Raw genomic sequence first — 11,086 nt, forward strand, 5'->3', positions numbered from 1 at the left:
GGTGCTCACCCTCTTCGGACAATCGGCCACCGGTGCAGAGGTCCAGAACCTCGGTCGAGTCATGGCACCTGGCCGGAGGCAGCGTCCAGCATCACCATTGTCTCTGGTCGTTCATCTGCGGACGGTCCGGGCGCTGACTTCGGTGGACGCCCGAAGGGCGGCCTCACCGGCCTCGGCAGCTCTCACCGTTCTTCCCGCCGTTTCCCGCTCGGTCTGACGCGCGCGTGATGCAAGGCCGCCACGCCGCCTGCCGGGCATCCGTCTTCGCATGCCGGCTATCGCGTACCGGTCCTACGACTCAGCGACGACCGTCTGGGCGTTCGTGCTGTCCCTTCTGGTCGTGCTCGTCGTGGGCTGGTACGGCCGGCGTCGCAGGAAGTGACCCCGCGTGTGGCAGGCCGCTGGGGCACTGACCTTTCGCCAGCCGCGCTCGAATCTCGAACTTCGCGAACGACACGCAGCAGAAGATCCTGTTCATGGCTGCACGGACGAAGAAAACGATGGAGGGCACGGTCAAGGCCACCGTCGAGTACGTCGAGGGCGACCTGACCATGGCTGCCGATGCGCAGCGTGAGGTAGCCGCGGCACCTACGCCCGAGGAGCTCAAGGCGGCTGCCGGCAAGCCGGATCCAGGCGGGGAGCAGCCGCGATGATCGAACCAGGGATGATCCCGCAGCACCTGGGCGACTTCGAGCAGTTGGGCAAGGACGCATCGGCGCTGCGCACCCAGGCGGCCGGGATCCGCAACGAAAGTTCGGACATCCACTGCCGGTTCCAGGCCGTCGGCGCCTACTACAAGGCGCCGGAGGACGAGCAACTGCTGTCCAGCACACAGCCGGTGGCGGACACCGGTGACGAATTCGCCGCGAACCTCGAAACTCTGGCCGACGCTCTGGTACACGTTCATCGCCGAAGCCAAGCCGCACGCGGACCGGCTCAAGCAGCTGAAGGCAGATGTGTTCGCGTTCGTCGACAGCGTCAAGGGTGACGACGACTGGACCGACGATGAGGACAAGTCCAACACCCACCAGGCGCTGCTGGACGGTGTCACCGCCGCGCAGGCCGGGTTCCAGGAAGCCGAGCGGAACGCTGCCAACAAGATCGACGCGATGAACAAGCTGGTGTGCCGCCCCAAGTGGGTCGTGGATGACGGCAGTCATGGCGCGGGCATGTACGGCTACAGCGCCGACATGCTGGGGCAGGCCCAGGGGCTGCCCTGGGGCACGCCGGAAGAACGTACGTATGAGACGTGGAGTCTCGACTGGTGGGGCCTGCTCGTCCTGGCGCACCTGCGCTGCGGTGACACCTAAGCCCGCCTCGCAGCGGGTTTCCGTATCGGCATCGCGACGGTTTACCGCTACATACGCGAGGCCGTCGATCTCCTGGCCCCGCTCGCTCCGACGATGGAGCGGGCCATGGACACGGTCCGCAGGAAGGCGTACGTGATCCTCGACGGCACGCTCCTGCTGATCGACCGCATCGCCGCCGACCGCCCGTACTACTCGGGCAAAAAGAAGCATCACGGCATGAACGTGCAGGTTCTCGCCGACCCGGCCGGACATCTGCTCTGGGCGTCGGACGCACTGCCTGGAGCCACGCACGACCTGACCGCGGCCCGGACTCACGGCATCCCGGCCGCTCTGGCCGCCGACAACATCAAGTGCTGGGCCGACAACGCGTACCAGGGTGCGAGCTCCACCATCCGCGTCCCGTTCCAGGGCAGGAACCTGCGCAGCCGGCGCCGACGTCACAACCGGGACCACGCCAAGATCCGCAGCCTCGGCGAACGCGCCACAGCAACCCCTGAAGGGCTGGCGGCTCCTGCGGAAGCTCCGCTGCAACACCACCCGGATCACCGCCGTCGTCCGAGCCGTCATTGCCCTCGAACTCGCCAACTGATCAAGATGGGAAGCCCTCATCCAAGCACCGGTGCGAGCCGCTCCGCGGCTGATCGGCAAGGCTTTCCCGGCTGCCAGCTGCCGGCGACGGCTCACACGCCACTCACACGCGGCCAGTGCGAAACAACGAGAGAGGGCGGGAGTCAGTGAGACTGACTCCCGCCCTCTTCCGTCGGCATCCGCCCTGGTCAGCGCTTGATTTCTACTGATCCTCGGCGAGTGCCCCCGGCAGGATTCGAACCTGCGCACACGGCTCCGGAGGCCAGGGGAGAGCGAGGGGTCTGGGGGGCTCTGACCTGCGGGGGAGCCGTGCAGGAGCCGGGCCTCCACCAAGATCATCACGTCCCTATTACGTGAGTGCCCTGTCCGAGGGTGGAGCCGCGCCGTATCGTCAGATGCATGATCTCGGGCACTGGCGGCGAAGCGCACGACGGCGATACGGAGTTCACGGCGGAGGGCGTGGAAGTCGTCCTGCGTGAGGCGTGCAAGACAGCCGGCCTGGACTCGACCGGGGCAGAGCTGCTGCGTCTGGGATCCAACGCGGTGTACCGCCTGGACTCCTTACCGATCATCGTCCGCATCGCACGTGACCCCGCCGTCCTGTCCGAGATGGAACGCGCCGTCGGTGTCGCTCGGTGGCTGGAGACGGTGGACTTCCCGGCCACGCGCGCACTGGCCGGCGTTACTCAGCCCATCGTCGTGCGCGGCCTGGTGGTGACGTTCTGGGAGAGCGTCCAAGAGCATGAGGAGTACGCGACGGTCGGTGAACTGGCCGACTTGCTCCGCCGCTTCCACTGGCTTGAGGAACCCGAGACGCTGGGACTTCCGTACTTCGACCCGCTGGCGAAGTTGTCGGCCTCGCTGGACGGCCTGGATGCCGTCTCCGCCGAGGACCGGTCCTTCCTGGAGGAGCGGGCGGCCAAGCTAGCCAAGGAGTACGACCGGCTGGATTTTGTGTTGCCCTTCGGCCTGATCCACGGGGATGCCAACATCGGAAACGTCCTCCGCCACAGGGACGGTCACGCGGTCCTGATCGACCTCGACGGGCTCACTCTCGCTCCGCGGGAGTGGGATCTGATCTTGACCGCGCTCTACTACGACCGGTACGGCTGGCACACCAAGGCGGAGTACGCGGAGTTCGTCCACCGGTACGGCTTCGACCTCATGAACTGGCCCGGATACGAGACGCTGGCCGACCTGCGGGAGCTGATGATGGTGGCCTGGCTCGGCCACCAAGTGGGCACGAGCGAGCGTTCCGCCGCGGAGTTCGCCAGGCGGGTGCGGTCTCTACGAACGGGCGAGGGGCGCAAGTCGTGGAGTGCGTTTTAAGGGGCTGCCGGCGCCGCTCAGCGCGCCGCACGGGCACGCTCCGTGTTCCCTGCTCCAGCCGGTGAGCCTTGCTGGTGCTACGCCCCCGCAGCGATCCACAGCCTGTGCTCTCGCGCCTCCTCCTCAAGCCCGCGGGCTGCGGCGCTGTGGCCGGCGGTACTGAGGTTGTGGCGGAACTCGGCGAGATAACTGATGCACCGGGCGGACTTGAGCTGTTCGCCGAGGTCAAGCGCGTCGAGAGCCACGCGGCAGGCCTCATCGGCATCACCCGCACGCAGGTGGGCATCGGCGAGAACCATGGTCGCGAAGAAGTCACTCCGCACGTGGTTACCGCTCATGGCGTTCTCGGCATGGGCCACTGCCTTACGAGCGCTGTTGACGTCACGGAAGCAGTGGGCGGCTTCGGCGGCGAGCTCGGTTTCGTCGAAGTAGCTGATCCACTCCGGCTCGTCCTCGCTGTTCCGGCTTTCGAGCGCTCTGGTCGCCGCTCCCAGGGCGGCCTCGCAGCCGGCGACGTCCCCGGTGCGCGCGAGCGCGCGGGCCTCCATGGCATGGAACTGAGCCCGCAACGTCGGTGTGGCCACCGGGGAAATACCCATGAGTGCTGCACGGGCAAGGGTCGCGGCCTGCGTGTACCGACCCAAGAAGGTCGCCTGATGGCTCATCGCTGAAAGGATGCTGCCGGCGAGCCGGCGGTCGTTGGCGTCCTGGGCGAGGCGGAGGGCCTGGAGGAAATACCTTTGGGCGAGCCCGTGGTGACAGGCGTCGTAGGACATCCAACCGGCAAGGAGGGTCGCTTCTGCCACGGTAGAGAAGAGGGCCTGGCCTACCTGCTCGGTGTATCGACCTCGCAGCAGTGGGGCCACATCGTTGTTGAGGTACTGGATGACCGAATGACGCGCGTGGTCCCCACCGAACTGGTCGTCGAGCTGGGCGAACATGTCCGCCGTGGTTTTGACGGCTGCCACGTCGCCAAGACCAACACGAATCCCCTCAGCACGCGGCCGAGGGATGCCCGGCTCTGGCGCGACCAGCCACCGAAGGGACGCCTCGTTCCACGCAGGCTCGGACGGCTCCGACGCGAGCAGCGGGTCGTAGTGGTGGAGATCCGCACGCCATAACTGGCCAACCGTCTGAATGGCGTCATCGGGACTGGCGGGATACGCGACGTCGAGCACGGGGGCTTCGTTCGGCTCTCCGTGCCTCAGACCGAGTTCCGCCGCGCTCATGGCGAAGGCGTCACACAGAAGCGGACCATAGAAGTCGTCAGGCGTGCTGTGTTCTCCCAACTGGCGATACGCCGCTTAACACTGGCGTCCGACGGGAGCTGATGTCCACGCCGGGCGGCTGTCTGGCGTAACTCCCTCACCAACCGCGGCTGACTCCAGCCCCGGCCGGTGCGGGCCTCACGTAAGCGGACACTGATCGGCTTCATGAAGACGCGGCCCTTGGCTCCCTGCGCGTACGCCGGTGCGGCAACTCGGTTGCTCGACCGAATGTACGCGCTGGTCATTGCCTCTTGCACGCAGTAATCGAAGATCGTTCAGATGCAATGGGGGTGACGGGGGATGACGTGACGTGTGTGGACGTGTCATCCCCCGTCGCCTCTCGTCATCTGCCCTGGTCGGGTGCCATGCCGTGAGTCTGGATCCACGGCGGCACCGTGGCCGCGCCATAGTCCGACTGAGGGTGAGACGACGTGCAGAGGATGACCAGGCGGGGCATGGAATGGCTGTCCGCCGCGGCGGACAACCCGCGGGAGTGCCAGCAGATCTGGGCGGATGACCCGCGACGGCCCTGCATGCTGCCGACCGGCCGCTTCTTCGACGTGATGAGCGTGGAACAGCGTCTCGGCATGGAAATGTTCGATCGGCTCCAGCGAAGCGGGATGCCGTTCGGGCCGTCGGTCGTCGACCGGAAGGCGCAGCGAGTCGGGTTCTTCCTCGGCTCACAGAGCCGCGAGACCTTCACGTTCTACCTCGGCCGTGAGACGTCATCCCCACCACCGTACCGATACCTGGGCGAGGGGTCCGCCGTCGTCGTTCCCGGCCCTATCCCGCTCTCCGGCGACCGCTACCAGTGGCTTCGCGCACCGACGGGTAGGCCGGAGGCCAACCCGCTGCGCCCGGTCGCCCTCGCGACCGCGCTGGTTGCCTCCGCTGAGCTCCTGGCCAGGATCGACCGCTTCGACGAGCAGTACCCGACCCCGTACGCGGCGGTCGCTGCCCTTCCCGAGGAGACGACTCCGGATGCCGGGTGAACCGACCTACGGCCGCGACGCTGCCACGTGGTCCCCACTCGACAGCGACGGGTGGTACGCAGCCCGCAACGCGACCACTGCACTGCGAGACGCTCTCGTACGCGCGGGCCTGCAGAAAGACTTCCCCTACCTACGCGCAGACTTGAACGCCTTCGGCCATGGCCTCGTCGAACTGGGTCGCGTTTCCCCCGACACGGCCGAACGCCTCGCGGAGCTCCTGCGCCTCGCCCTTGCGAGCGGCTCCGGCCGGGACCGCTCCGACTGCGAACACGCGTCGACCACCGTCGAAGAACACAAGGGAAGGACGTGAAGCCATGACTGACCGGCGAGGAGTGGTGGCCAAACGGGCGGAGGACCTGGTGCCCGGCGTGCCCTACGTCCGTGGCTGGAACCGCGCACGCCGAAGCGCCGGCACTCTGGCCGAACAGCTCGTGCTGCTCGGACTGGACTCCGACTTCCCGGGCCTGCTCGCCGACGTGAACGTCTTCGGCGACGGACTGGTGCAGCTCGGGACCGTCCGCCCCGAAGCGGCCGAGCTGCTGGCGAAACTGATCACGGCAGGACTCGAAGCGGAGCTGCACAGCGCGGCGGCTGAAACGTATCCGGCTACCGAGCGAGAGACGTCGGCAGCCTGACCGTCCCTCAGACGCCGGCTGGCCGCGGTCTGAGGCTGCTCCCTCGACCAGCCGGCTTGGCCCCGTACGGCATCGTCCCCCGCGCTGTCGTACGGGGCTCTTCGCTGTTGTCCCAGCGCACGTGGTGCGCAGCTAGCCTGCCGCTCGGCCGGGACCGGCGCCCCAGCGCCGCAGCCCGGACGAACGGCAGGCCGCTGATGACATCAGCTTGGGAAGCTGCGGTCATTTGGGGCTGCTTGGGGCGCTGACCTGTGTGAACGGCCGTGTGACAGCCTCTTCAGGCCGGCCCCCTTTCCCCGCTGTTCCCCGCCCGATCTGGTGCGCTTGTGGTGCGGAGACGAACGGTGCGCGGGCGGGTCTCAGAAGCGCGCGTGGATGGTCCCCGTGCCGTACGGCGTGCCGCTGTCGGGGTGCTCGTGGGGCAGTGGGGCACGCACGAACCGGGTGCAGCGCTCGTCGCATGCGCTGATCTCCTGGTAGTTCCGGCGGGCCTCTCGGAGGCTCAAGCCGCGGTTCGGGCCGCCCCGCACTTCGCCAGCGTCGTGTTCGTCCTGGCCGTCGTCTTCCCAAAAGCAGACACGGCAGATCTCGTACGCTCCGCGTTCGGCGAGGGTGATGAAGCCACAGCAGGGACACCGATACGGTCCGGCCGCAGCTCCGCCCTGAACATTGATGAATGCCACGGCTCCATCCTTGTCCACCAGCACTGGCAAAGGCCCTCGACTTTTTCCCCGAAACAACTGGGGTGGGGGCGCTGCCTTGGGTTCGTGCGGCTCTCACCTGGGCTGATGGTCCGCTGACGTTCGCGCTCGTCCGCCGGTGTTCGCCGCCGTTGTCACGCAGTTAGACACTCAGCCTTGCTCCATCTACCGTGTGGGAAACACCGGTGCAAGGGCGCTGACGGCCGTCCTACCATGAGTCTGCCTGCGTCGGCCGGCGCGCTGTAGACCCGCAGCACCGGCCCGTTGTGGAGGGGACCAGCCCGTTCGAGCCGGGCCAGGTGGGCTGTCATCTGCTGAGCGGTTCGATACGAGGTTCGTCTATGCCTCAGGGTGGGGCCATGGAACGGGAGAAGCTCGAACGGCTGCTGGGTGGTGGCGACGACACGTCGGCGGCCGCTCTCGCTGCACTCCGCGCCGACGCTTCATACGTCGTCTGGGACGGAACGACCTCCCCCAAGTCACTCGCGACGGTCTACGGGCGCCGACTCCGTCACACCCTTCGGAGGGGCATCGAGACCTCCGGCTTGGCCCGGGCCGTGCAACGCCTCGACCTATACGGCCGACCGGTTCGATTGGGGCAGATCAGGACTGCCGACGGATCGTGGATCTTCATGCTGTTTCTCGACGCGGGCGGCAGCACGCTGGTGGCGTGCACTGGCGTACGGCAATCCCAACCAGGCTTGGCAAGACCAGACACCTGTTGAACCGGCGCACGGCCAACACGCTTTCCAACTGTGGTGGTGGTCCCGGGAGCATCGGACGGGTCCGTTCACCTGCGTTCATGAGAGGTCGACTGGTGGGCAAGCACCGTGAGCGGTCCCCGCTGAACGGCCGTGAACGTGACTGAATGAGACGGAAACTGAGACGGCTCGGCTGGCCACTGATACGGCTCCGTACCTCGTTCTGGTGCTGCCGCTGCATGGAAGTATGTGGGCGTGGATACCGTGGCGGACCTGCGAGTGATGCTTGAGTCGTTGGCCAAGGAGGACGGTGTCTTCGGCCGGGGCGAGAGCGAGGATGCGGGCTCCGTAGAAGAGCACGTGTACGGCTTGGTCCTTGTCGCCCAGAGAGCTTGGGCGCCTTATGCGATCGAGGGTTCTCGGGGGCCGACCCGCCCCGCTGACATCTCCGATGCCCTGACGGCCATCGACAGGGAAGAGGCGGCAACCGTCATGACCTACCTGTCTGCGAGTGACCTGGTCTTTCCCGGCCGGCTGCGTCGTGATCGTGAGCACGCACATCGAGCGGCACAGCGAGTGGTGAAGCTGCTGGGACGGGACTCCACGTGGTGGACGAACATCGAACTATCGGGTGCGGGCCACGGGTGGAACCCGGTATCTCGGTTCTCCTTCGATGGAGTGGTCGCAGGCACGGGCAACGGGTTTGTCGTGGCCCTGCTCCAAGTCGGAGAAGACTGACGCGTGGCGCTTCGCGGTTCTGAACACCGCTTTAGGAGTTCGATCCCTCATTCATGGTGAGCTGTCATCCTGGCGCTTCACGGCCATCGAGAGTGCGGTCCTGCCCGCTCGGAACCGTCGCCGTCCGGCACTGTTGATGTCAGCCGTGGATGTCAGTTGCTGCTCACGGGGCCCGGCTCGCCCACCGATAACTGCTTGCTGAGCACACATGCTCACTGTATTGCAGGAGCATGACCTGGAGCCTGTCCCCTGAGACCTTCGACTCGCCTGACGCCACCACCCTGCGTCGTGACTACTATGCCGACGTCGCGAGCCGCTATTGGAAGCGGCCGGCGACCGATGAGGAGATCGACCAGGGGCTGGCTGAGGACGGAGCCGAGCTACTTGTTCCGCCTACGGGCCAGTTCGTCGTCGGCCGCTACGGCAGTGAGGCGGCCGCGTGCGGCGGAGTGCTCATGCTGGACGCGGACCGTGCCGAACTCACCCGTATTTACGTGCGACCCGCCTTCCGCGGCCGGAAGGGCGGGAGCCTCCTGCTCGATCTGCTGGAGGACGAGGCACGTGAGCTCGGTGCCCGACGGATCGTCCTCAACACCCGCCTGGACCTGACCGAGGCTCGCTCGCTGTACGCACGCCACGACTACGCCGAGATACCGGCGTACTGCACGGGTCCGTACATGGAGATCTGGTATGGCAAGGAGCTCGCCCGCCGGCGCTCATCGCTAACACCGCGTTAGGAGAGAGGCTGATGGATCTCGTGCCTGCCCTGCTGCTTCGCCGGCCGAGACAGCGGGCGGCTACTCAACCGCGGGGCACCGGTGTTGACCGTGGCTGACCCCTGCATCTGGCACGGTTGTGGCACGAACCTCAGCCAACGAAAGTCAGCCACGACGGCGGGGTGCGCCGACCGACCAGGCGCGCGTGTGTCTCGCTGCACCCCCGCCGGCCTCAGCCACGCTACCGGTTTGTGGGGTCCGCCGACCGGACGGAACGGCCAGCCCGACAGGAGGCTAAGGAGACTGCACTTGGAGCTCTCAGCTTGGGAAGCTGCGACACCATGGAGCCTATGTCAGCGCTGACCTGGGCGAACGGCTGAGCTACGGCCTCGTTGAGCTGTAGTGCTTTCACCGTGATTCCCCGCTGCTCCCCGCCCGTTCTGGTGCGCTCATGGTGCAGACGCGGTTAGGTGAGTGGGCAGTTGGCGGGCCGACAGGCAAAACGATCTGAGTAGGCTTGATCGCGAACGGTAGTCGTTGACTCCTGATGGGAGGCTGGAGCGACAGTGGCTAACCCCTTTGCACCGCCGCCAGAGAACTCAGGTCAACCGTCATGGTCGCCGGTCGACGAGTACCTCTGGCACTCATGCGACATCCTCGCCGATGTCCTCGAAGGACAAGTGGCCCGCCGGCCCATCGTGGCCACGACCGCGCGACTGCAGCACGGTGATCGTGCACTCGCAGTAGGGCCGGGCCAACGCATGACCTGGAGGGCCCTCGGTAGCGGGAGGTACACACACACCAACGTGGTTGCCTTCGGCAGCCCTGGCTTTGTGGTCGGCTCCTTGGTGGGCTCTGCCATCGGAAACTCTGCCCGACGTCGTCAGGCAGCGCGTGATGCTCAGCCACGGTGGGTGGTGGACGGCATCGGCGAAGTCACCCTCACGCTGCAGAGGCTCCATTTTGCGCATGCTGCGGAACTGGACCTTGACTGGCGGGCGTTGAGCTCCATCGAGCTCGCGGCTCCTGACGTGTTCCAGACGAGCTTCATCGACACCCGCGGTTCCCAGACGACGGTTCGAGTGCAGACACCATGGGCTTCGCTCGCCTTCGCTCTCGCCGCGATCACTGCGTTCCCTGCTCACCCGCGTTTACTCAACCGCGGTTGGCTTCCTCCGGATTTCGAGCAACGGTGCGCCCGAGTAGGTCGTCCGTGCCGTCCCGCTGCGCATCTCGCGCTGCGGTCAATCGGCACCTAGAAGTGGCAGAGGCCGCCCTGGAGGCTATGAGCTTGGGAAGCTAAGGACATCTGGGGCATACTCCGGGGCTGACCTGCGGCGGGGCGGTGTCGGCGTCTGGTGGGCCGTCGAATCGTTCCCCGGTGTTCCCCGTGGTTCCCCGCACGATCTGGCACGGTTCTGGCACGCCGCAGTTTGGCCCCTTGCCCAAGCTGCGGCGTGCACCATGCTTCAGGCGTTGACGATCTTCTGGACCTCGCGAAGTTTCTCTTCCGCAGTCAGTGACGAGTAGTCGCCGCTCACCAATCCGTCCAAGGCGCTTCGTACGTTGTACGACTGAGGGCGCAGAACGGCATCCAGGACGCGGGCGCGCTCACTCCCATCGCGTGTGTACACCCACACCTGTTGGTCCTTACGTGGTTCGGTGTTGCACCGAGGATCCAAGACGGCGAGCGGAAAGTACCCGAGGCCGACAGCTTCGAGTTCACGAGCGATGGAGCTGAGAACATGCTTGCCGAGTCTGTCGAATCCCAACGCGTTCCGCAGACGCCCCAAGTTGTCCTGCATCAGCCCGCCTTCATCCTCACACGCCGCAGCCGTCTCCTGAAGATCAGCCACTTCACCCTCCCCTTGTGTGGTGCTGAGATGAAGAGCGTATAGGGATCAAGGAAATGTAACCTGTGATCTCCCAACAGGGCTGGTTGCTGGCCTGGTCATGGCGGTAGACGTAACCTCCGGCACGGAGTGCGCATCGTGCGCACGGCTCCGGAGGCCGTTGAACTGCGGGAGGTCTGCGCACTTCAGGGCCCTTCTGCTCCTTGAAGAGCACAGACCGGTCCACAGGTAGTCCACGGGTCAGTACCTATGCCT

Annotated in this window: 12 protein-coding genes, 1 tRNA gene and 1 pseudogene; 10 read left to right on the forward strand and 4 right to left on the reverse strand. The window is 66.3% G+C overall.

All coding sequences use genetic code 11. From position 1 onward, the window contains the following. Positions 1–268 precede the first annotated feature (268 nt). The 4 genes and pseudogenes from ACFF45_RS04125 to ACFF45_RS04140 all read left to right on the forward strand — a co-directional run. Positions 269–382, forward strand: a complete 114-nt coding sequence (locus ACFF45_RS04125) for an LPXTG cell wall anchor domain-containing protein (RefSeq protein ID WP_381341978.1) — start codon at positions 269–271, stop codon at positions 380–382. A 52-nt stretch (positions 383–434) separates the two neighbouring features. After that, positions 435–653: a DUF6507 family protein gene (locus ACFF45_RS04130; RefSeq protein WP_381342070.1), complete on the forward strand. Its 219-nt coding sequence runs from the start codon at positions 435–437 to the stop codon at positions 651–653. Continuing rightward, positions 650–988 (forward strand): hypothetical protein, encoded by a 339-nt coding sequence (locus ACFF45_RS04135; RefSeq protein WP_381341981.1) that lies wholly within the window; start codon positions 650–652, stop codon positions 986–988. Before ACFF45_RS04130 ends, ACFF45_RS04135 begins: the two co-directional genes overlap by 4 nt. A 283-nt stretch (positions 989–1,271) precedes the next feature. After that, positions 1,272–1,899 (forward strand): annotated as a pseudogene (locus ACFF45_RS04140) (transposase family protein); the annotation flags it as partial. 219 nt (positions 1,900–2,118) lie between these two features. Here ACFF45_RS04140 and ACFF45_RS04145 read toward each other — a convergent pair. After that, positions 2,119–2,203 (reverse strand) — tRNA-Arg (locus ACFF45_RS04145). 94 nt (positions 2,204–2,297) lie between these two features. Here ACFF45_RS04145 and ACFF45_RS04150 point away from each other — a divergent pair. Further along, the gene (locus ACFF45_RS04150; protein ID WP_381341984.1) at positions 2,298–3,227 is read left to right on the forward strand and encodes a phosphotransferase; all 930 of its coding nucleotides are present in this window, start codon (positions 2,298–2,300) and stop codon (positions 3,225–3,227) included. A 77-nt stretch (positions 3,228–3,304) separates the two neighbouring features. On the opposite strand, the gene ACFF45_RS04155 is transcribed toward ACFF45_RS04150, so the two are convergent. Further along, positions 3,305–4,456 (reverse strand): NsdA family TPR-like regulatory protein, encoded by a 1,152-nt coding sequence (locus tag ACFF45_RS04155; protein ID WP_512701181.1) that lies wholly within the window; start codon positions 4,454–4,456, stop codon positions 3,305–3,307. A 470-nt stretch (positions 4,457–4,926) separates the two neighbouring features. On the opposite strand from ACFF45_RS04155, the gene ACFF45_RS04160 reads away from it, so the two are divergent. Genes ACFF45_RS04160 through ACFF45_RS04170 form a run of 3 tightly spaced genes read left to right on the forward strand, consistent with a single transcriptional unit; the run spans position 4,927 to position 6,122 of the window. Then, positions 4,927–5,487 carry a bifunctional DNA primase/polymerase gene (locus ACFF45_RS04160; protein WP_381341986.1) on the forward strand — a complete coding sequence of 187 codons (561 nt, stop codon included), beginning with the start codon at positions 4,927–4,929 and terminating at the stop codon, positions 5,485–5,487. After that, positions 5,477–5,797, forward strand: a complete 321-nt coding sequence (locus tag ACFF45_RS04165; protein WP_381341989.1) for a hypothetical protein — start codon at positions 5,477–5,479, stop codon at positions 5,795–5,797. The genes ACFF45_RS04160 and ACFF45_RS04165 overlap by 11 nt, the downstream gene beginning before the upstream one ends. 4 nt (positions 5,798–5,801) lie before the next feature. Continuing rightward, on the forward strand, positions 5,802–6,122 hold the full coding sequence (locus ACFF45_RS04170) for a hypothetical protein (protein ID WP_381341991.1): 321 nt from the start codon (positions 5,802–5,804) through the stop codon (positions 6,120–6,122). Between the two features lie 359 nt (positions 6,123–6,481). Here the strand turns inward: ACFF45_RS04170 and ACFF45_RS04175 are convergent, their stop codons facing one another. Then, positions 6,482–6,805 carry a CPCC family cysteine-rich protein gene (locus tag ACFF45_RS04175; protein ID WP_381341994.1) on the reverse strand — a complete coding sequence of 108 codons (324 nt, stop codon included), beginning with the start codon at positions 6,803–6,805 and terminating at the stop codon, positions 6,482–6,484. Between the two features lie 974 nt (positions 6,806–7,779). Between ACFF45_RS04175 and ACFF45_RS04180 the strand changes: the two genes are divergently transcribed. After that, the gene (locus ACFF45_RS04180) at positions 7,780–8,262 is read left to right on the forward strand and encodes a hypothetical protein (RefSeq protein WP_381341995.1); all 483 of its coding nucleotides are present in this window, start codon (positions 7,780–7,782) and stop codon (positions 8,260–8,262) included. 230 nt (positions 8,263–8,492) lie between these two features. After that, positions 8,493–8,999, forward strand: coding sequence for a GNAT family N-acetyltransferase (locus tag ACFF45_RS04185; protein ID WP_381341998.1), 507 nt, complete (start codon positions 8,493–8,495; stop codon positions 8,997–8,999). A gap of 1,448 nt (positions 9,000–10,447) precedes the next feature. Here the strand turns inward: ACFF45_RS04185 and ACFF45_RS04190 are convergent. Continuing rightward, positions 10,448–10,834, reverse strand: coding sequence for a hypothetical protein (locus tag ACFF45_RS04190; RefSeq protein WP_381342001.1), 387 nt, complete (start codon positions 10,832–10,834; stop codon positions 10,448–10,450). Positions 10,835–11,086 lie beyond the last annotated feature (252 nt).

It is taken from the genome of Streptomyces cinereospinus (assembly GCF_042430725.1).
Taxonomy (GTDB): domain Bacteria; phylum Actinomycetota; class Actinomycetes; order Streptomycetales; family Streptomycetaceae; genus Streptomyces; species Streptomyces cinereospinus.